Source organism: uncultured Oscillibacter sp. (genome assembly GCF_910579365.1).
In the GTDB taxonomy this organism is placed as follows: domain Bacteria; phylum Bacillota; class Clostridia; order Oscillospirales; family Oscillospiraceae; genus Oscillibacter.
Genome location: NZ_CAJTUX010000050.1, coordinates 1 through 20,403, shown reverse-complemented (window position 1 = coordinate 20,403; position 20,403 = coordinate 1). Strand labels below are relative to the sequence as shown.

Annotated in this window: 15 protein-coding genes and 2 pseudogenes; 9 read left to right on the top strand and 8 right to left on the bottom strand. The window is 58.8% G+C overall.

The genetic code is table 11. The features are described from left to right. Positions 1–19 precede the first annotated feature (19 nt). The 5 genes from QZ329_RS11130 to QZ329_RS11110 form a co-directional block, all read right to left on the bottom strand. Complete coding sequence (locus QZ329_RS11130; protein ID WP_295752588.1) at positions 20–820, bottom strand: leucine-rich repeat domain-containing protein; 801 nt, start codon at positions 818–820, stop codon at positions 20–22. Positions 821–867: 47 nt separating this feature from the next. Beyond that, positions 868–2,373, bottom strand: a complete 1,506-nt coding sequence (locus QZ329_RS11125) for a leucine-rich repeat domain-containing protein (protein ID WP_295752585.1) — start codon at positions 2,371–2,373, stop codon at positions 868–870. Further along, positions 2,310–3,671 carry a VWA-like domain-containing protein gene (locus tag QZ329_RS11120; RefSeq protein WP_295752583.1) on the bottom strand — a complete coding sequence of 454 codons (1,362 nt, stop codon included), beginning with the start codon at positions 3,669–3,671 and terminating at the stop codon, positions 2,310–2,312. Before QZ329_RS11120 ends, QZ329_RS11125 begins: the two co-directional genes overlap by 64 nt. Positions 3,672–3,686: 15 nt before the next feature. Beyond that, positions 3,687–7,373 (bottom strand): leucine-rich repeat protein, encoded by a 3,687-nt coding sequence (locus QZ329_RS11115; protein ID WP_295752581.1) that lies wholly within the window; start codon positions 7,371–7,373, stop codon positions 3,687–3,689. A gap of 71 nt (positions 7,374–7,444) precedes the next feature. Then, entirely contained in the window at positions 7,445–7,867 is a 423-nt protein-coding gene (locus tag QZ329_RS11110) for a helix-turn-helix transcriptional regulator (protein ID WP_295752579.1), read from the bottom strand. 325 nt (positions 7,868–8,192) lie between these two features. Between QZ329_RS11110 and QZ329_RS11105 the strand changes: the two genes are divergently transcribed. Genes QZ329_RS11105 through QZ329_RS11095 form a run of 3 tightly spaced genes read left to right on the top strand, consistent with a single transcriptional unit; the run spans position 8,193 to position 9,969 of the window. Then, positions 8,193–8,696 carry a protein kinase gene (locus tag QZ329_RS11105; protein ID WP_295752576.1) on the top strand — a complete coding sequence of 168 codons (504 nt, stop codon included), beginning with the start codon at positions 8,193–8,195 and terminating at the stop codon, positions 8,694–8,696. Between the two features lie 2 nt (positions 8,697–8,698). Then, complete coding sequence (locus tag QZ329_RS11100; protein ID WP_365351922.1) at positions 8,699–9,466, top strand: zinc ribbon domain-containing protein; 768 nt, start codon at positions 8,699–8,701, stop codon at positions 9,464–9,466. After that, a complete protein-coding gene (locus tag QZ329_RS11095; protein WP_295752571.1) occupies positions 9,382–9,969 on the top strand; it encodes a hypothetical protein in 588 nt (195 codons plus the stop codon). The genes QZ329_RS11100 and QZ329_RS11095 overlap by 85 nt, the downstream gene beginning before the upstream one ends. 51 nt (positions 9,970–10,020) lie before the next feature. Here QZ329_RS11095 and QZ329_RS11090 read toward each other — a convergent pair whose 3' ends face one another. The 3 genes from QZ329_RS11090 to QZ329_RS11080 are packed head-to-tail and all read right to left on the bottom strand — an operon-like array spanning position 10,021 to position 12,743. Further along, entirely contained in the window at positions 10,021–11,856 is a 1,836-nt protein-coding gene (locus QZ329_RS11090) for a DUF1351 domain-containing protein (RefSeq protein ID WP_295752568.1), read from the bottom strand. Continuing rightward, positions 11,804–12,553: a hypothetical protein gene (locus QZ329_RS11085; RefSeq protein ID WP_295752565.1), complete on the bottom strand. Its 750-nt coding sequence runs from the start codon at positions 12,551–12,553 to the stop codon at positions 11,804–11,806. Before QZ329_RS11085 ends, QZ329_RS11090 begins: the two co-directional genes overlap by 53 nt. A gap of 34 nt (positions 12,554–12,587) precedes the next feature. After that, a complete protein-coding gene (locus QZ329_RS11080; protein ID WP_295752563.1) occupies positions 12,588–12,743 on the bottom strand; it encodes a hypothetical protein in 156 nt (51 codons plus the stop codon). A gap of 236 nt (positions 12,744–12,979) precedes the next feature. Between QZ329_RS11080 and QZ329_RS11075 the strand changes: the two genes are divergently transcribed. The 6 genes and pseudogenes from QZ329_RS11075 to QZ329_RS11050 all read left to right on the top strand — a co-directional run. Further along, complete coding sequence (locus tag QZ329_RS11075) at positions 12,980–15,637, top strand: DNA-directed RNA polymerase subunit alpha C-terminal domain-containing protein (RefSeq protein WP_295752561.1); 2,658 nt, start codon at positions 12,980–12,982, stop codon at positions 15,635–15,637. Positions 15,638–15,639: 2 nt separating this feature from the next. Beyond that, entirely contained in the window at positions 15,640–16,857 is a 1,218-nt protein-coding gene (locus tag QZ329_RS11070) for a ParB/RepB/Spo0J family partition protein (RefSeq protein WP_295752559.1), read from the top strand. Between the two features lie 48 nt (positions 16,858–16,905). Beyond that, a complete protein-coding gene (locus QZ329_RS11065; protein WP_295752556.1) occupies positions 16,906–18,780 on the top strand; it encodes a DEAD/DEAH box helicase in 1,875 nt (624 codons plus the stop codon). 90 nt (positions 18,781–18,870) lie between these two features. Then, positions 18,871–19,098: pseudogene (locus QZ329_RS11060) on the top strand (prevent-host-death protein); the annotation flags it as partial. Between the two features lie 314 nt (positions 19,099–19,412). Next, positions 19,413–19,571 (top strand): hypothetical protein, encoded by a 159-nt coding sequence (locus QZ329_RS11055; protein WP_295752553.1) that lies wholly within the window; start codon positions 19,413–19,415, stop codon positions 19,569–19,571. A 596-nt stretch (positions 19,572–20,167) separates the two neighbouring features. After that, positions 20,168–20,403 (top strand): annotated as a pseudogene (locus QZ329_RS11050) (hypothetical protein); the annotation flags it as partial.

Here is a 20,403-nt window from a genome sequence, read left to right as displayed (position 1 = left end):
CATTGCTGCTTTCAGCACTTTACTCAAGCGGTTTTAGCCTATTGGTACAGCTTCTCAGAACGCCCTTTGGGGAAATGTCAAAATCCGGATCGATGTTTATGGGAATTTTCTTCCGGGGCGCCGCGGTCTTGCGCGGCTGGGTCGCTTTCTTCGCAGGGGCCGCCGAATCCAGGTAACGGGCTTTGTATTTCATAATTTTCTCTTTTGTTTCATCTCCACGGCTCATTTGTAACATCCACTCGATATCTGCCGGCTTCACCGTCCCTGTCTCAAAGAGAAAGCGGAGCGTGCCGTTGTCCCCAATGGTATAAGCCACAAGGCTCTTTTTCTGGCTCTTGATATACCGGAGATTCTCCGCTTTCAACTCTTCATCCATCTCCATATTCTTCAGATACGCTTTGACAAAGCCATTAAATGCATTCTCTTTGTAGCTCTTATGAATTTTTGAAATGGGGAAATTGGGCACAGTTAAAACGATTTGCCAGTCGCAGTCGTGAAACGCTGACTTGTCGATTTCCTCCACTCTTCCCGGAATGGTCAAATTTTTCAGGCTCTTACAGTCGCCAAAGGCATATCTGCCGATCGTTTTTACGCTCTCGGGGACTGCAACCTTCCGCAATCCCGTGCAGCCGCGAAAGGCAAAGCCGCCGATTTCCGTCACACCCTCCGGGATGATTACGCTTTTCAGGCTTTTGCAGCCGTAAAAAGCGCGCTCCCCGATGGCCTTTACGCCCTCCGGGATCACCACATCCCCGCCGGGGCCGTTGTATTTGGTCAGTACGCCCTTTTTTGTGATGACAAATTCCTGCTTAGTTTTCATGATAAATACCTCCTATAAAATATTGCTTATATTGCTTAACACCCGATTTACAGCTTGTAGTTCTTGTCGGTATTCGCCGGTTTAAAGTTCTGGTGGGCATACTCCAGCACTACCACCTTGGCGGTGGTGTTCTTTTGTTTTTCGCACTCCTCCAGAAGCAGATCGATATCCTTCTGGGGAATCATCTTTTCCGTGAACATGAGCTGCAAAAGCTCCTCATGCTCGACGGCCGCAGGATAGAGCTTCTTCTTCTGGGCCTTGATGTACTTGCAGTAGTCCTCCCGAAGGGTTTCCGAAGTCTCGGGCTTTTTGCTTTTTTTAGCAGCCTGAGGCTTTGCCGAACGCATCTCTAAGTCCAGCCGGACAAAGCCCAGAACCGCGTGTTCCTTGCACGCCGCCGGCAGTTCTCCGATGGCAATATACGGCATAACCAACGCACCCTCCCAATCCTCGCAGGATTTTGCGTGGATTTTCGCTTCCTGACTCAGCACTCGCACCTCTTGCAGTTTTTTGCATCTTGCAAAGACGCCACTTCCCAGCTCCACCGTCTTTTTTGCTCCAATCACCAGCACAGTCAGAGACTCGCAGCCCGCAAAGGCCCTGGTTCCCAATTTTTTCAAACTGCCCTGAATGGAGGAAGCCAGCGTCATTCGGCAACAGCCGTCAAACGCATTCTCGCCGATTTCGCCCAGCTTCGGCGGGAGAGCCAGTACTTCCAGAGATTCGCAGCCCGCAAACGCCCGGTCTCCGATTTTTTTCACACTCTCAGGCAAATTCACCTGCCGCAGCTTATGGCAACTGTCGAACGTTTCTTTGGCGATGCTCTTCAGCCCTGCCGGAAGAACGACCTCTTCCAAATCAAAACATTCTGCAAACGCGTTTTCGCCAATGGCCGTCACACTGTCGGGCAAAACCACGCGCTTCAGTCCCTTACAGCCCTCGAACGCACGGGCGGCCAGCTTCCCCACGCCTTCCGGAACCAGGTACTCTCCGGTTGCGGTGGGGGCGCACAACAGTGTCGGCATATCTCTGGAGGTATCAAGAAGCGCCGCCCCTTCTGCCCACAGAGAGCAGTCGGGAGCAATCTGGAACGTCTGCAAATTCACACATCCAGTGAACGCGCCGCCTGCGATCTGGCCCCCATTCAGCTCCACTCGGACTAAACCGGTACAGTCTGCGAACGCGCCGCTTCCCAACGATACAAGACTCGACGGTAGCCGAAGCTCCGTCAAGCCCGTACAGCCTCGAAATGCATCTCTGCCAATCGTATTCACCGTTTCCGGGAAGGTGATGCTGGTCAGCTCCGTTTGGCCATAAAACGTGCATTTGCCAATGGCAATAACGCTGTCGGGAATCACCTCATCTGTTACGTTTTTCCCGCGGGAATAACTGTGTACTGTCTCCGTTATGCTCGAGCCGGTGGTATCAAAGAAGCTTCCGTTTTCTCCGTAAATTCCAGAATATATAATCATTTTCTCCTTTTCAAAAATTAAACCTCGTCCTTCTGCAAAACCAGCTTGATGGCCCAGACCGGCACCTCCGGCTGGCTGCATTCGTCGTCGATAAAGACGAAGGCCGCGTCGTAGTCCGGCTTCTTCTCCGGGAAGGTCCCGTAGCCGTCGGTGAAGTAGATCAGCCCCTTGAGGTTGTCAAACTCCTTTTTCCGCCGCAGCTCGTCCACATACTGGAACACCGGGCGGAAGTCCGTTCCTCCGAAGCCCTTGAGCTCCATGGTTTTGAGGAAGTCCTGAAATTCTTCCCAGGAGGTGACCTTGTGGTCCTCCTGAATTTCCACGTCGCACTGGATGATATGGACGTTGATTTTGCTGAAAAAGCTCTCCTGCTGGGCGAGGATGTTGTAGGTTTTTGTCAGGAAGGTTTGCACCAGCTCTCCCTGGACGGAGCCGGAGGTGTCGATGGCAATGACGAAATCCTTGATTTTTTTGACCTCCTTGTACTCCAGCGGCTCGATGAGGGGCACGTCTTGATAGAGCTGGAGGCCGTAGGTATAAAAGATGTAGTCAAATTCGTCGTCGTTGATCTGCATATCCTCCCCCAGGACGGCGAACTTGTGCAGGAAGTCCGAATAGTCGTATTTTTCCCGGTTCACCTCCTGGACATTTTGCAGGAGGTTTGCGGCCCGGTCCCCCCAGGAGGACTGGGAGGCGGTCTCCAAATCCACCTGTACCCGCTGGCTGATGGCCTGCCACTCGGCCTGAAGGCCGCCGCCCATCGCTCCATCCACCTGGGATTCGCCGGACTGGCCGGGCGTCCCGGTGGTTCCGGCTTGTCCCGCTGTCCCGGCACTTGCGCTTTGCTGAGGCGGCGCGTACCAGGGGCCGTGCTCATCCCGGCGGAACAAATCACGAAGGCGCTGGTACTCCCCCGGGGACAGGGGCTTGTCCGTGAAGCGCTTGTACAGCCGCTCCGCTGTCAGCTTGCCATCCTTTCCCAGCTCCGCCAGCTCCACCGCCATGGCGGAGCCGGTCAGCGTCTCCAGCTGCTTCATGTTCAGCTCGCTGAGGATGCCCTCCACCGCGATGTCGCAGGCCAGGTCCCATAGATCACGGTTGATGGCAGGGTTCACAAAGGGATGGCTGAACACGCAGTGGAAAATGGCGTGGAGGCAGCTGTGGTTCAGCTCGCCGCCGCCCTGCTTGTAAAGCTCAAATATATAATCCGGATTGAAGCGGAGGTACTTCCCGTCTATGCCGAGGGTCTCCAGGCCCCCCTCTTGCAGTTCCGGCTTGCACAGGGCCAAATCCAGAAACCGGAAGGCCACCAGCAGCTCGTTCCGGGCGTATTTCAAAATCTGGACGGCCAGCTCCTCCGCCCGTTTCTGCTTGTCCACGGCGTTTCTCCTCTCTTACAGCTCATAGTCCGTCTCCCCAATGCCGATGTGGGCATTTTTGTAGTTCATCAGATAACTGACGATTTCCGGCTTCCGGGCGGAGTTCGCCAGCTCGATGCTTTCGTCGATGTTTTCCCCGGTGAACACACCCAGCTCCGCCAGGGTGTTCAAACCTGCCAGATCGTCAAACTCAATGACAACCTCCACCGCCCCAGCGGCGTTCTCCCGCAGCCAGTTCAGGTACTCGTCCCGGTACAGCGGCACCAGCTGGACGGCGGATTTCAGGCGGTCCGTGGCAATCAGCACCCGGTCCTTGAACTCCTGGATGGAGGGGAACAGGCTGTCGTACTTCACCACGTCAAAGATACCGTCCCGGTTGGTGCGGATGCAGTCCATATACTGATTCCGTCTGGAATAGGAGTCATAGTCGTACCCCTCCTTCTGAAACTCCGGGAAGTAAAACACCGCCCAGCTCCGGCCGTTTTCCGGCTGAGCGTACTCCAGGCGCAGCCGGAGCAGACCTTTGCACTCGCGGAAAGCGTCCTGGGCAATGTCCCGGACAGAGGATGGAATCCGGATCTCCTGCATCGTCCGGCTGTCAAAGGCCAGGGACTCGATTTCGGTGACGCCCTCCGGCACCGTTACCGTCTCGTCCTCCCCAAAAGCGGACATCAGGGACCAGCTCCCGTCCTCCTTTCGCCGGAGGAGGCAGTTGCCCTCGGTCCGGAAGTGCGGATTTTGGGCGGAAACCTGAATGCTCCGCAGGACAGCGGCTTCGTCGCTGTATTCTCTGCCTGCAAAGGCCCTGCCGCCGATGGCCGCAATCTCCGGCGGAAGCACAAACTCCCCGATGGCCGTTCCCCGGAACGCCTCTGCCCCGATGGAGCGCAGGCCATGGGGAAGCTGGATGCTTTCCAGCCTGTTGCAGCCGTAAAATGCCCGGTCCCCGATCTCCCGCAGGGAATCCGGAAGCGTGACGGAAATCAGGCCGCCGCGGTTTTCAAAGGCCCCCCTGTCGATCACGGTGGTGCCCTCCGCTACGGTGTAGTGGGTTAGAACCACCGTGTCCTCCTCATCCTCCTCATTGTAATAGTAATAGGTGGGGAACCGGGGGCCGTAGATCCTGAGCAGGGTCTTTTCCCCACCCTCAATCTGATAAACCGCGTCCCCGTCCGCCTCGATGGGGCCGCCAGAGGCGATGCGCAGCTCCTGGGGATGCTCCCGGAAATCATAATAGCTGCTGAGACAGTCAAAGCTGGCCTCCCCCAGCTTCCGCAGACTGGAGGGCAGGGAGACCAGGTGGATGGGGCAGTTTTGGAACGCACAGTCCCCAATCTCCTCCAGTTCTTCGCTGAACAGGACGCTGCTCAGACGTTCGCAGTGGTAAAAGGCAGATTTTCCGATGATTCGGAGGTTTTCGCCAAATTCTACCCGCCGCAGAGAGGGACTATAAGAGAAGGCGTGCTCTCCGATTTCAGTCAAGGTGGAGGGGAAGGCCACGTCCGTCAGGCCGGTCCGCCCGGCGAAGGCGTTGGGCCCGATGCGCTCCACGCCCTCCGGAATCTCGCAGAGGCCCGTGCCAAAGAAGGCGCAAAGGGTTCTGCCGCCGGCGGAGAACACAAAGGGGATCTCCGCCTTGAGATGGACGTTCTCCGGGTCGACGGTGATTTCCGAAAGGGCCTGGGGATGGTTGTTCCGTCCGTCCTCCAGGTTATAGGTCCGGAAGAAACAGCCGGGGTCCAGGGTCTCCAGCCTCTTGCCGATGTGGACCCGTTCCAAGGCGGTGTCCTTGAAGGTTTTTTCCCGAAGGGCCGTCACGCCGTCGGGGATGTTGACCTCCCGCAGGCCGATACAGCCGTTGAAGGTGGTGTTGATGAGCTTGGTCATGGCGTTGGAGAGGTGAATCTTCCGCAGGCTGATGCAGCCCTCAAAGGCCAGACCCTGGACGCGCTGGATGGTATCGGGCATGGTGACCTCGGTCAGGTTCCGGTTGCCGCTGAAGGCGCCCTTGGCGATCATCCGCACCGGGACGCCCTGGATGGTCCTGGGGATGTCCAGCTCTTCCGCTGTGCCGGTGTATCCGGTGATGGTGATGCCGCCGGCGGCGGAGGTATAGGTAAAGTCCTGGCCGTCCGAGTCTCCCGGAATCTCCGGCGGGGTGTACCGGTAAGCGGAGCCCTCAAAGGCGCTTGGACTGACCTGGGGAATACCGCCCTGAAAATCCACCTCTTCCAAAGCGGTACAGCCGCCAAAGGCCCGGTCTTCCACCGTTTCCAGCCCGGCAGGGAGAATAACCCGGCGCAGATGCGTGCAGCCCTCGAAGGCCGACGCCTGGATTTCGGTCAGGCTCTCCGGCAAAACGATGGTTTCCAGTCCTTGCTGATTCTGGAAGGCCCCCTCCTGGATGAAGTGGAAGCCCTGGGGAATTTCCACGTCTGCGGGGCAGTCCGCGGCTCCGGTGATGCAGAACCGTGCGTACTGCCCTCTGGTGCATCTTGCCTCCAGCCCAGCCAGCTTCCGCGCCGCGTCCGCGAAGGTCCCGTAAAACCGGGGATTCAAGCCCAGGTAGAGGTCTTTCAGTCTGGCCGTGGCCGCAGGAGAGAGTCCGGCGACGGAGGCGGTCCCCTCCTGCCTGGCGGCGGGCGCGGAGCGGCCCCGAGGGGCGCCCTTCTCCGCCATGACGCCGATGGAACGGAGGTATGTAACCAGCGTCATGCCCAAAAGCTCCTGGGCCTTGTTGGAGAGGGTCTTCAGCGGCCCCTTGTACTCCGGGTTCTCAAAGAGCAGCACGCCCATGGCAGTGGGCTTCTCCCGGTCCCGGTATTTTTCCGCCAAGGCGTCCAGCATGGCCTGGAAGTCCTGGGCGGGCCGTCCGCCCACGGATGGCTGGTATGTATAGCCGTAGGCGTTCAGAAACTCCGCGCGGCTCTCGTAGCCCAGGAGGCGGTAGACCTCGGAGATATCGCTGGAGAGGGACTTATGGTCCTGCTCCAGGCGTCCGGGAATCACATGGTCCGGATAGTATTGTTCCAGGCGGCGGAGGATGCTTTCGGTTTTCCGCTTGACAACATCGGTGGAATCCTCCGTGGAGCGCCTCTCCTGAATCGCGGAAGGACTCTGATAGCCGTAGGCGTCCAGAAATTCCTTCCGGCTGGCATAGCCCAGCAGTTTGTAGAGATCGGTCAGGTCCCGGCCCAGCGTCTCATGAGCCTGGTCGATCCTGTCGCGGATAACGCGGTCGGGGTAGTATGCCTCCAGACGCTGGAGGACGCTGTCCAGGCGGCTTTGAAAATAGGACGAGAGCCTGGGGCGGGTCGGCGCTTTCCCCGCCGCCGTTTGGGCCTGTTCCGCCCGCTTTTCAGGCTCTCCCGCCTTCCAGGCCTGCGGTTCCTCGATCTCTCCGGCGGGCAGCTGATCCAGAAGAGCCAGCTCCGCGTCCAGCTCCTCCAGGCTTTTGCTGAGCCGCCCGCGCTCCTTACGCAGGGCCTTGATCTCTCTGACGGCGCTCTCCACCAGCTGCCAGAGCTCCTGGAGCGAAGTTCCCGCTTCTCCCCGCCGCGCCCCCGCTTCGGCAAAATCGCGGCTGGCCCGCATACGTATCTCCGTCTTTTTCGAGAGAGCGGCCTCTGTTTGCGCCAGCTCCCCTTTCAACGCTTCCCGCCTGCGCAAAAGCAGGTTTTTCTGTTCCATAACTGTGCTCATAAGCTCTGCTTCCTTTCCTAAATTCCGTATAGCATCCGGCTCCTCCGCAATGGCAAGGCTGCCGGGAAAGCTCAATACAGCGTCCTCTCGTTCTCCTGAAACAGCCTGTCGTTCACCGCCGCCAGCGGTGTGCCGTGGGTGATGCCGTGGAGAATGATGGCATCCCGCTTCAAACGCGGATACAGCGGCGCGTAGCCGACGCTCTTTAAAAGCCGTTGCGTCTCCTCCTCCGTCGTCCCCAGGCCGAAGCAGATGCACAGCAGCCGGTCCCGGGAGGGATTCCGCCGCCCGGAAAGCACCTGATAGAGATAGACCTCGCTCATGCCGCCGTTCCGCGCCACCGCCGCTTTCGAAACATTTTTTTCGTCGAAGAGCCGCATCATCTGTTCCGCCAGGCCCCAATTCACAAACTGGTTCCTGTTCTCCTTCAAATACTCGTCCAGATGGGGCTGGCTCAAAAGCTCGTCCCGCAAATCGCCGGTTGTCTTTTCCATGGGATATTCTCCTTTACTTTTCTTTCAATATGCTGTATATTAAATATTATCATACACTTTTAGATTGAGAAAAACCATATGCTGGCTGCATAGCCGCATAGGGTCCACACTTTTGGGGGAGGCGGTCTTTTATTTACACGTGGCTGTCCAGCGTGATTCAGCTGGAATTTGAAGAGATCCGCCCCCTCAAGGAAGGTCCCCGCGGCAGCGTTGTTCTTCTCCGCCATAAAAAACGGGGCGGTGCTTCATCCTGCGCCGCTTTTCCGGGAGCGCGGAGGTTTACCGGAAGCTCCTGCACTGCTCCTGCCGGAACCTCCCGGAAATTTTGGAGGCGGCGGAGCAGGAGGGCGAGGTTCTGGTGCTGGAGGAATTTATCCAGGGGGACACCCTGGACTTTCTTTTGAAAGCCGCTCCTTTCTCCCCAAAGGCAACCCGGGAAATCGTGACCCAGCTCTCTCAAGCCCTGTGGGTGCTGCACTCCACCGGCGTGATCCATCGGGACATCAAGCCGGAGAACATCATCCTCCGGGGGCGGGAGGCGGTGCTGATCGACTTTGACGCCGCCCGGCTTCACAAGCCCGCCCACGAGAACGACACCGTGGTCCTGGGTACCACTGGCTTTGCCGCGCCGGAACAGTATGGCCTTTCCCAGACCGGTCCCCAGGCGGATATTTACTCTCTGGGCGTGCTGATGAACGTGATGCTCACCGGAGAGCACCCCTCCCAAAAATTGGCAGAGGGCCGTCTGGGCCGGGTGGTTCAGCGGTGTACACAGGTGAACCCAAAGAAACGGTATCGAAGCGTATTACATCTGATGGAGGCGATTTGACCGTGAAAGCCTGTCCCCACTGCGGCGCAGTCCTTCCGGACGAGGCGTCCTTTTGCCCCGGCTGCGCGAAAAGCGTGGTAATCCGGGAAAAAGTCCGGCGTTGCAGGCGGCGGCACATTCGGGTGATGTACAGCCTTCTGGTGGTTCTGGCGGCGGTTTTGCTGGCGGCCGGCGTCCGGCGCTTTCTGCCAAAGACCTATGACAACGGGACCGCCGAGGTCCTTTACACGATGAAAGACCAGACCTATCAGCTCTGTATCGCCTGGGGCGATACGCCCACAACGCCTTTCAGCGACCGGTATACCTCTGCGGCGGTGAACTTCGACGGCCGGTATCCCTCCCTCCTCTACATCAACCGTGTGGACTCCGGAGCCAGTGCCGCCGACGAATTCCTGCCCCAGGTGGAGCGCATCACCGCCGAGTTTGTCAGCCTCAGTCCCGACAGCGGCGATGACAGTGACATGCAGCTCTCCTGCACCTCTCCCGCCCGGCAGACGGACTACGTTCCCGACGCCGCCAGCATCATTCATGTGGATTTCTGCCTCCGGCGCGACGGAGACTACGAGGCCCAGCTGGTCTTCACGGTGAATATGAAAAACGGCGACACCATCCGGGTCCGGCAGACCCACCACTTCCGCTCCATCAAAACCTATACCTACACTCCGGAGGACGCTCCCATGATACATTGGAGGACCTCCAGGCCCTGCTGGATGAGATTGGCCGCACGGCGGAGCCCGACGCGGAAATCTACATTCATCTTCCCCCCGTGACCTATGAAGGAGAACTGGTGTTGAACCGCCTGGCGGTAAACCTCTACGGCAGTCTCGACCGGACGGGCGAGCGCACTACCTTTACCGGCCCCGTCCACCTCATGTACTCCAACGGCGTCATCTCTTTCTTCGACGGCATTGATTTCACAGGAAACGGAAGCGGTACAGGAGTCTCCGCCATGTCCCGCCTTCACCTGACGAACTGCCGCCTCTCCGGATGGGACACCGCCGTTTTCTGTTCGGAACACGCATGGGTCAACGCAGACCAGTGCACCTTCTCAGACAACGGCATTGGCCTTCACATCAACAATGCGGAACCCAACATCTCAGACAGCCGGTTTGAGGGCAACACCTTCCAGGGAAACCAAACCGCCGTCCTGCTGGAACAGGTGGGCGTGGATTTGTCCTTGGAATTTCCCGGCACTCTGTTCACTGGCAACGGCACGGACATCGACAACCGCTGCGGCCAGGAGCTGGACCTGGACCAGACGGTTTTCCAATAACTTCTTTGTAAGCGGCCCTAGGCGCAAAACCGCGTCTGGGGCCGCTTCCCTTTATCGGGCCAGTTCTTTCAGCTTTTCATACAGCAGAGCGTTAGCCTGGGCATCGCACCAGGCCCGGTGAGCCTCCGGCTGGGCGATGCCGAAAACTTCAGACAGGTATTCCAGCTTGACGTTCTCCCAGCCCTGGGCCTCTTTCAGTGTGCGGGCGAAGCGGTAGGTATCGAAGAAGGGATTTTCCAAACGGATGCCCGCCCGCCGGGCGGCGGCGTCGATGTAGTGGAGGTCCGACTGCCGGATATTGTGCCCCACCAAAACACTGTCCCCCACGAAGTCCGCGAACAGCCGGACGGCCTCCTCCGGACCCGGCTGGTCCGCCACCATCTCGTCGGTGATATGGGTGATACGGGCAATGCGGGGGAGAATCTTCCGCCCCGGGTTCACCAGCTGGGAGAAGGTTTCCGTAATCTCTCCCTTCACCACCCGCACCGCGCCGATCTCTGTGATCTCGGCGGGGCCGTCGCCGTTGGCGGCTCCATAAGTGCCGCTGGTCTCCAGATCGAAGCAGACGAAGGAGTCGAAATCCGGTCGGGTAAGCTCCGGCATGGGCTGGGGGCGGTTGTCCTCCAAAACCTCGCAGTCCACCCCCAGCATGGACAGCACTTCCATCACCTGGGCCAGCTCCTCTGTGCCGCCGGTGAGGCGGAGGGTCAGGGACCCCTGGCGGCGGTCTGTGGAAACGGGGGCGGCGGGGGTTTCCAGCGCGGATACTGCCGCCAGCTGACTGCGGTATTCGGCAAGGCCCTCTGTAGAGAGGGTTTCCAGATACTTGGCGGTGACGGCCCCGGCGTGGGGACCGGCAGAGGTCTCGATGCTCTTCAGGTTCCAGGCGGCCTTGGCAATCTTTTCGTCCACGGCGGCCTGCCAGGTTTTGGCGGAGGTGCTTTTGTTCAGCCATTTCGCCTCAAAGAAGGCGGGACTGTTCAAAACCTGCCCGGCCAGCGTCCCCAGGGAAGCGCTCCGCTGGAAGAAATACGCCTCAATCTCCCGGCGTTTGGACTCCTTTTCCCGGACCTCCATTTCGGAGACGAAGGATTTGATCTCCTCCAGCGGCGCGTCCACCATGGCCAGCAGCTCCTTGATCTGGGCCTCGAAATTCTGATAGGGGGCCAGATAGGCTTTCTTGATCTCCTTGCGGCGGTCATCAATGTCCTGGTGGAGTCGGGAGAGCTCTTTTTTGTCGGCCTTGGCGTCGGCCAGACGGTCCTCCGTGTAGACCATGCCTTCATAGCGGGCCAGGACGGCGGTGAGGGCCGTTTTCAAAGCACGCCCCAGGCGGCTGTTATATTTGTCCATAATTTCCCTCATTCCCGCGCACAGCTGGTTTAGCTCATCCAGGTTTTCCTCAAAAAGCTCCCCCTCGTCATAGTTACCAGTAAGAAAATCTTCCACTTCAATGTCATATTGACATAAGCACTCCGCCGCCTCCCAGTATTGCGGGTCATTCTCCAGATCAATTTCAAGGGCCTCTTTAAAAGCAAAAACGGCTTGACTCGCCAAAAACTGCGCTTCCTCAGAGAGGTCCTCCCACTTCTTTCCGGTGGTTTGCTCATACACACCCTTGCACTTGGCGGCCCCGCCCCGGGAACCGAAGCTATACGTTCCGCACCAGGTAAATTTGGACACCAGCCGCGCTCCGTCGCTGGTAATCAGGAAATGCCAGTCGCTGTTGTTGCAGTAGGACCAGGCGGCGTTGGGACCGGTGTACTCGTCCAGATACAGGTGGATGGCCAGCTTTTTCTCCCGCATGGCCTTGCACAGGGCGGCGCAGGACGCTTTATGCTTCTTGATGTAGGGCAGCAGGGCCAGATGGAGGTTCTGGGCCGGCATCCATGGCCCCGCCCACGAAGAATTTCCAGCCCTCCTCCGTCCGGGCGACGGCCTTGTCGGCGTGTTGGAAAGAGGTGTAACCCATAGTCTCCAGCGCGCCGCCCATGAGGGCCTTGTCCACAATGGCCTTTTCCGCCTCGCTCCAATCGCCCAGCAGGGTTACAGTTCCCTCCGCCTTGGCGGCGGGAGGGGCTTCGTCCGGATGCCGCCAGCCGTAGGGAATCCAGTCCTCGTCCGGTAAGGTATCTATGCGTCCTTGAAAACCAGGGACGTCTTTTACGTCTAACATGCTGCTTCCTTTGGGAGAGTAAAGAATGCTAAGGGTATCAGACTCTCCATATTCCACGTCTACCCAGATGGCATATGCCACAATAGAAAGTCCGGGAAGATTTTCATCCAGTGCAGTTAAAAAATCCTCAAAATCTCCGTGAGTATCGTCGCCGTCGGAACTTTCCAATTCCAACAGCAGCGGATTTCCGCCCGCCTTCAGCGTATCCTGAGCAAGCTCCGCCAACTCTTCCGCCAGTTTCTCGTAGTTCCAGGTTGAATCCCAGAACCAGCGGCCTTCTTTTTTTGCCTTTTCCAATGCTGCCTTATAGTTATCCAGCACTTGCTGCGCCACGGCTGGAATCTGTTCAAACTCCGCTCGCGTACCCTTGGTGATGACGCTGTATTCCATTCGATAGCCTACGCTCATAATATATCCTCCTAAAATTTTGATGACAAATTTGTTACTTCCCGTACCGCCGCGCAATTTCTTCCAGCTTCGACTCGTCCGCGTTTTGAATCTCGTCCGCGTCCAGAATCATAGCCCCCAGGCCGGAAAACGCTCCGGCGCAAGCCTCGTCCAGCAGTTCCCTCCGCAAAGTCTCCGTGTCTCGTTCCATACGGTCCTCCTTCCTCCGCTCCATAGCGCTGTTTTCCAACGTTACTCTACCATTTTTAAACAGGGGAAACCATATGCTGGCTGCATAGGGTCTTGAAAAAATTTGAAACCCTATGCAGACTGCATATGGTAAATGATGGACTCGTATGGTATCCTATACCCGGAAAACTCCGTGCAGGCGGCTTGACAGGCTTCTCAAGCCGTGACATCCTAAAATCAGTGGAGAAGGAAATTGCCATGCTATATTTGACGCGGGAGGACTCTGTGGAGATTCTCCCTCTCTCCAGGCGCTCCAGCAACTGCCTGCGGCGGGCGGGCATCCACACTGTGGGCCAGCTACTGGACTATCCGGCGGACAAGTGGCTGGACATTCGGAACCTGGGGCAAAAGAGCGCCGACGAGCTGACCAGCCTCGCCGCCCGCATCCGCGCCGGGGACGGATTCCAGATGGTGGCCTCCAAGCCCAAACCGTTGGAACCCCCGCCGCCGCCCCGCCTGCCGGATATCCCAATTAGGGAACTGGGTCTGTCCGTCCGGGCGAACAACTGCCTGGAGAGCATGGGTGTCCGTACCGCAGCGGATTTGTCCGGTGCCACCCTGGAATCCCTGCTGTCCGTCAAGAACATGGGCCGAAAAACCGCCAAGCAGATCATGGAGAAGCTGGAAGAACTGCGGGAACAGTTTTCGTTCCCCAATGCGGGAGGATCGGCCCTGCCCGAAGGGCCCAGCGGGGCACTCCGCGCAATAGTAAAGGAGCTGTCCGCCTTCACAAAGCTGCCCCAGGGGGACCTCCTCCGGTATCTGGCCCCCTGTTGGGAGGCTTCTCCCAACGCGGAGGAGGCGGAGCTTTTGGACCTGGCCTTTCAGCAGGGACCCGTCCGCCGGGAGGCCCGGCGGGCCATCCTCCGGCTGCTGGAACCCCATGAGGAGAGCGTCAGCCCGGAGGAACTGCTGCGGCATCTGCCCGCCGGAACCTCTATTCGGACGCTGAATCTCCTTTTGGGGGACTTGCTGAGCCGGGAACAGGTTACGATACGGGACAACCGGGTCCGCCGCCGCTGGCCCACCGCCCTGGAGTTCGCGGAGCGCATTTCCAACCAGAGACAGCGGGATATTCTGCTCTCCCGCCTCCGGGGAGAAACCTTGGAGGAAATCGGCCAGCGCTTGGGCGTAACCCGGGAACGGGTCCGGCAGTTGACGAACAAGGCCCTGGACCGCCGCCCCCGGCTCCATGAGGACCAGTACCAGTACCTGTTCAACCATTACGATGTTTCCCTTGAGGACTTTCTGCTGTCTTTCGGCGAGCCGGAAGAAGCCTATTATTATCTGGAAATGACTCGCCCCAAAGGCGACCGGAAACCCATTCAAGAACTGCTGGCGGACGAGCGTATCCCGGTTTCCCTCCGGCGCAAGGCGGAGCGGGCGGTCTATAAGCACTATGTGACCATCGACGGCGTCCGGGTTTTGAAAAACCGTCTCGCGCTGACAGACCACCTGGTACGGACCCGCTGCCAAGATTCCACCAGTATGGAGGAATTCTTCCAGCAGTATCAGGCGCTGCTGGAATCCCTGGGACTGGAGGAGGACCCGAAGTTCACCATTGAATTCCGCACATATGAAAACAAATTCAGCGCCAGCAGCAACCTCCTATGGAGCCAGTGGCGGCGGTTCCGCTATTATCCCATTGCCGAGCAGGACTTTGCCCCGCTGCTGGAAGCCCTGGAGCTGGAGCGATATGAGGACATGGAAATCACCTCCCTGAAGCTCTTCCGGGACTACCCGGAGCTGATGCGGGAATACGACATCCGGGATGAATACGAGCTGCACAACCTTCTGAAAAAAATATGGCCCCAGGACGATGAGAGGGTCCGATTCAAAAAGATGCCCACCATCGAGATCGGCACACCGGACCGGGACCGGCAGGTACTAGACCTGCTGCGGCGGTATTCCCCCATCGCCAACACCGACCTGGCACAGCGCTATGAGGAAGCCTATGGCGTGAAAAGCGCCACCGCCCTGGGAAGCTACTTCGCCTGTATTGACCCCTATTTTCATAACGGCGTCTACCGCCTCGACCAGCCGCCGCTGCCGGAGGAACAGCAGCGCCGTATGGCGGCTCTGCTGACGGAGGATTTCTACCGGATGGCAGATATCCGCCGACTCTACCGGCAGGAATTCCCCCAGACCAACCCGGAGGACTTGAACCCGTTTGTCCTGAAAAGCCTGGGCTTCCATCCGTATCAAAACTACGTGGTATCCACGCGCTATTCCGGCGCTACCGCTTACTTCCACCATCTGCTGACCGACGCGGATATTGTGGATATGACCCAGCAGAACTACCGCTACGCAGATGTTAAAACCTATCGCTCGGAGCTGAGCGACCTCAAGTCCCGGCGGGAAATCGTGGAGTTTCTGCCCCTTCAGTACATCTCTCTCCGGCGGCTCCAGTCCAGCGGCGTGGACGCCGGAACCCTGGCGGATTACTGCGCCGCCGTGTGCGCCTTTACCCGGCCCGGCGATTACTTCACCGTTACCTCTCTCCGGCGGGAGGGCTTTACGCATCTCCTGGACGATCTGGGCTTTGACGAGTGGTTCTACAGCTCCCTGCTGGCGGAGGATCCGGAGCGCTTCACTCACCGCCGCATGGGCGGAACCCGGCTGTTCTGCCGGGGCCGGAAAACCATTCAACTGGCGGACTTTCTCCGCTGGCTGGTGGAGGCGGAGCCAAGCGGACGCATCGACATTTACGAACTCCAGGAAACGCTGGAGCGGCAATACGAAATCTTCATCCCGCCTTACAAACTGATGGCGGTGGCGCAGAGTTCCGAGCTGTACTACGACGCCATTATGAAAGCGGTATACATAGACTACGACACGTATCTGGAGGAAATTTGATCATGACGGATTTACTGCGGGACGGCCTGTCCCAGCACGCGGTGCAAAAGACTTCTCTGACCCGGAAACTGACCATAGACGGCGCCACCGAGGCCTATCCGGTGTACCGGATCAAGCTGGACCAGCTGTATTACAACGACCAGAACGACCGCATCTCCACCTGGATCAGCCAGTACCGGGCCCAGCACAGCGGACGGACTCCGATACCGGCAGACCGGGAGGCATACAACCAGATCATCGAGGGCTTCATTGTGGAGAGCAACCCCGACGCCATCCGCAAAACCAAGGCCAACATCAAGCTTGTGGACCAGCGGGAGCCGGGCGTGGTGCTGAACGACGGGCGGATCATCGACGGGAACCGGCGCTTTACCTGCCTCCGGCAGCTCTCCGCGGAAGACACGAGATTCAGCTGGTTCGAAGCCGTCATTCTGGACCGGAGCATCGAGCGCAGCGCCAAGCAGATCAAGCTCCTGGAGCTCGCCATCCAGCACGGCGAGGAGAGCAAGGTGGACTACGACCCCATTGACCGGCTGGTGGGCGTGTACCACGACCTTCTTGAAACCGGGCTGCTGACCCCCGAGGAGTACGCGAGAAGCACCAATGAGAGCGTCACCGACGTGAAAAAGCGGATAGAGCTGGCGGAGCTGATGGTGGAGCTTCTGGAGTTTATCAACGCGCCGGGGCAGTTCTACATCGCCCGGGACTTAAAGCTCTACTACCCCCTGGAGGAGCTTCAGAAGCTCCTCAAAAAGTGCCGGACAGAGGACGAGAAGGAGGATTTGAAAAACAGCGTCTTTGTCAACATCCTCCTGCGGCCCGCCGGGGATATGACCCGCTTCATCCGGGGCTTTAAGAACATCATGGGCGGCGAACAGCAGGAGGACTTCCTGGAGGAACAGCGGGAGATCGCCGCCGAAGTCATCGGCATTCTCCCCCCTCCCCAGGAGATGAGCACCCAGGCCATCCGGGACCGGGTTCGGATCCGAGAGGATTTGAGCGGCGCTCTGGAGCAGTCCATGGACAAATACCTGCTCCGGACCCGGAAGACGGAAACCCGGAACCGGCCCATCCTGCTGGTGGAGAAGGCCACCGGGTTTCTGGAGAGCATCGACGTGAACATCCTCTCCCGGCTGGGAGACAGCGAGCTCCAGCGCCTGCGGCGGCAGCTGGACCTGCTGGAGCGGGCGGTGGACGAAATTCGGGGGTATCTGCCGCAATAAGCGGCCCCTGCCCGGAACGGCAATCAAGGAACATCAGGAGGTTTCTCCATGACCGGCTGGATCTTAGACTACGACGGCGCCGCCCTGACCCTCAGCCTCCCGGCTGAGGAGGCGGAGGCCCTGCCCTGCGGCGCATTCTATAAGCTGTCCCTGCGCCGCTATATCGCAAAGCGGGAGGACGGCCTGTTCCTTTGCAAGCCCGCCCTGACCTATCGAGACTGCCAGCGCGTGATCTCCCTGTGTGAAGCCGAATGCGCCAAGCGAAACGCCGCCCTCACGGTCTCCCCTGCCCTGGCGGAGTATATCCAAGGCCGGGGGAACTACCTGGAGCAGCGTTTCCGGCTGGGCGTGGAGATCAAAAACCGGGAGGAAAAGCTGCTTCCCCGGTTTCAGGAATACCAGTCCGTGGTGAACGCCGCCATGGCCCGGCCTCTGCGGGAGCGGCAGATGTGGGATTCCTTTTTCATGTGCGCCATGAAGCGCTCCGCCAACTTCTCCGTTCCCGGTTCCGGCAAGACCGCCTCCGTACTGGGGGTCTACGCTTGTCTGAAAAGCCGGGGGCTCATCAAGCGGCTGGTGGTGGTCTGCCCCAAGAACGCCTTCGGCTCCTGGATGGACGAGTTTTTCCTGTGCTTTGCCGGAAAGGAGTCCCTGCGGGCTCTGAATCTCCATGCCCCCGGCCTGTCCTCCACGGCGGAACGGCGGGCGGCGCTGCGGTTCGACGCGGGAAACGCGAACCTGATCCTGGTGAACTATGAGACGTTGGGCGGCGTGCTGGAGGACCTGATTCCCCTGGTCCAGTCCCAGGCTCTTTTGGTCTTCGACGAGGTCCACAAGGTCAAAAAGGTGGGCGGGGAGTACGCCTCCGCCGCCCTGGCCCTGGCGGAGCAGGCCGAGCAGTTTATCGCCCTCACCGGGACCCCCATCCCCAACTCCTATCTGGACCTTTATAATCTGCTGCACATGCTGTTTCCCAGCGACTACGACGAATTTTTCGGATTCTCCGACGTGCTTCTCCGCCACCCCACCCCGGTGGAGGCGGAGACGGTCAACAAACGGCTCCAGCCGTTCTTTTGCCGGACCACCAAAGAGCAGCTGGAAGTCCCTCCGGCTTTACCGGACAAGCTTCTCACCTGCCCCGCTGGAGGCGAGGAAAACCGGCTGCTGGAGCTGCTGGTTCAACAATACCGGGGGAACAAGCTGGCGTTGTTCCTGCGAATCCTCCAGCTGGAGAGCAATCCCCAGCTGTTGCTCCAGCGGCTGGATCTCCAGGATTTCCAGTATCTGCTGGACGACGGCGGCCCGGCGGGAGACGCCGGCCTCGACGGCTGCGGCCAGGAGGCCCGGCAGCTGATCGAAGCCTGCCCCCCCTCCGGGAAGTTCCGCCGTTGCGTCCAGCTGGCGGAGGAGCTGGCCAGAGATGGAAAGCCGGTAATCATCTGGTGCGTCTTTCTGGACTCCATCCATACGCTGTCTGAAGCCCTGGAGAAGCGCGGCATCCCCACCCGCTGTATTTACGGCGCGGTGCCGCTGGAGGAGCGGCAGGACATCTTGCAGGATTTCAAATTAGGGCGATTTCAGGTTCTGCTGACCAACCCCCACACCCTGGCGGAGTCCGTGTCCCTGCACAGCATCTGTCACGACGCCGTCTATTTTGAGTACAGCTATAATCTGGTTCACCTGCTCCAGTCCAAGGACCGCATCCACCGCCTGGGGCTTCCCAAGGGGCAGTATACGCAGTATGCTTTCCTTCAGACAGAGTACCAAACGGAAAAGGGTCCCTGGTCCATGGAGGGCGAGGTGTACCGGCGGCTCTGTCAAAAGGAGCAGACCATGCTGGAGGCCATCGGGCGGCGGACGCTGGAGGTTCTGCCCACCAGCGAGGATGACCTGGAGATGATTTTCAGGCCTCTGCTCCAATGAATACGGCTGTTTTATAAAGAAGCGCTGTGAATTCGCAGTTGATTTTACGCTAACGAAGATATAGTACGCGTTGGAAAGGGGCTGGCGCTTATGCCGAACATTAAACCGATTTCCGATCTGCGCAACCACAGCGAAGTACTGCACGATTTAGCTGCGGGTGCGCCCGTCCTTCTCCCTAAGAACGGAGGCGGCAAATACGCAATTATAGATATTCAGGACTATGAAAAAAGCCAGACAACGCTGCGGCTCATGAACAAGCTGGCGAAGGGGCGGAAATCCGGCGAAACCGAAGGCTGGCTGTCTTCCGAGGAAATGCGGGAGTTTTTCCGGAAAAGGCAAATGAAGCATAAGATTTATTATTCCATGGAATCCCGCCGGACTCAAACGAAATCTGGGAATATATCGCCTCTGAGCTTCAAAATGCTTCCGCCGCAGAGCGGATTGTTACTGATATCTTGAACGCCGTTCATCGGTGCTTCTTTATCATCTGTCGCCGATGCGGAAGGCGGTTTTCGGTTCCTCGCCACAGGAAATCACCTTACTTTTTATCGGATAGAAAACGGCGGGGTCTTTATTGACCGGATTCTGTATGGTCGCCGCGATTACCTACAAATTTTGTTTGGGAACTCAACGTGTGGAATCTCTTCGAAACTGCCGTCCAGATGGACAGCCGGGAGCTGTGCACAGCGATGCTCAAGCTGGCCGGTGAACTGGCGGAGTTTCAGAACCTGCTGAACTGGATTGAGAAGACAGCGGCGGAACGTGAGCTGCCGGAGATCACCGCCATCTGACGGTGCCGGGAGTTATGGGGCCAGCCCAGGAGAATGGGTTGGCCCCTCCGCTCTCCACGGTACGATCAGAGGGCGGCGGCTGCCGCCCACAAAAATACTGCTCTACAACATGAGTTTTGTCTCCCGCCACTTCTCTCCCGCGACGACGCAGGGAGTCTACGAAATCATCCAACACGGTTCGGCGGTTCCGCCGGGTGAAATAGTGGCGGCGGCTTTGTATCTGGAGAGCGGCAGCACACTTCAGGACATCGCTAAGATGGCAGGCCTGGGAATGCTCATGTGCTTCCACTGACCACGAAACATGGAGGAACTCAGTCCACCGGCCCTCCGTATTGTAACAGAGGGCCGGCACAGCCGGTACTTCCACACCCTGCACTTCGGCCGCTTCGATCCTGACGCCGCTCTGCAATCTGCACAGCAGTATGCTCACGACCGGCAGCTCTCCGTGACAGACGCACTACTCTCGCTCACCACAGACATGGCCCTTGACTCCAACGGAGGTGCGAAGAAGCTCCTGATGAGCAACGATTCTGAGATGGCCCTGGCACTGTACAGGATCTTCTTCCGCTACCCTGCGATGGCAGCTCGTCAAGGAGATGTGTCCGCGGGACGACTGCCGCACACAAAACGAGTTCATCAAGAGGACCATCCGGTTCTACGCCGGGTACGTCCCCGGTCAGGATGCCACCGCCTACCTCCCGCCCGCGCTGGCGTCCGTTCTGCGCGGCACTGTGCAGGACACAGAGAACCGCATCTGCCGTCTGCTCTTCAAGCTGACGGCGGGGATGGAGATCAGCGACGACGCGCTCCGCAGTCTCCGCGGCCGGTGCGT

Bases quoted from the DNA above. Each gene is read 5' to 3' on its own strand.
- QZ329_RS11065 (WP_295752556.1), top strand. From the start codon at position 16,906: ATGACCGGCTGGATCTTAGACTACGACGGCGCCGCCCTGACCCTCAGC.
- QZ329_RS11080 (WP_295752563.1), bottom strand. From the start codon at position 12,743: ATGGAACGAGACACGGAGACTTTGCGGAGGGAACTGCTGGACGAGGCT.
- QZ329_RS11115 (WP_295752581.1), bottom strand. From the start codon at position 7,373: ATGAGCACAGTTATGGAACAGAAAAACCTGCTTTTGCGCAGGCGGGAA.
- QZ329_RS11085 (WP_295752565.1), bottom strand. From the start codon at position 12,553: ATGAGCGTAGGCTATCGAATGGAATACAGCGTCATCACCAAGGGTACG.
- QZ329_RS11130 (WP_295752588.1), bottom strand. From the start codon at position 820: ATGAAAACTAAGCAGGAATTTGTCATCACAAAAAAGGGCGTACTGACC.
- QZ329_RS11090 (WP_295752568.1), bottom strand. From the start codon at position 11,856: ATGCCGGCCCAGAACCTCCATCTGGCCCTGCTGCCCTACATCAAGAAG.
- QZ329_RS11075 (WP_295752561.1), top strand. From the start codon at position 12,980: ATGCTATATTTGACGCGGGAGGACTCTGTGGAGATTCTCCCTCTCTCC.
- QZ329_RS11070 (WP_295752559.1), top strand. From the start codon at position 15,640: ATGACGGATTTACTGCGGGACGGCCTGTCCCAGCACGCGGTGCAAAAG.
- QZ329_RS11110 (WP_295752579.1), bottom strand. From the start codon at position 7,867: ATGGAAAAGACAACCGGCGATTTGCGGGACGAGCTTTTGAGCCAGCCC.
- QZ329_RS11125 (WP_295752585.1), bottom strand. From the start codon at position 2,373: ATGCAGCCAGCCGGAGGTGCCGGTCTGGGCCATCAAGCTGGTTTTGCA.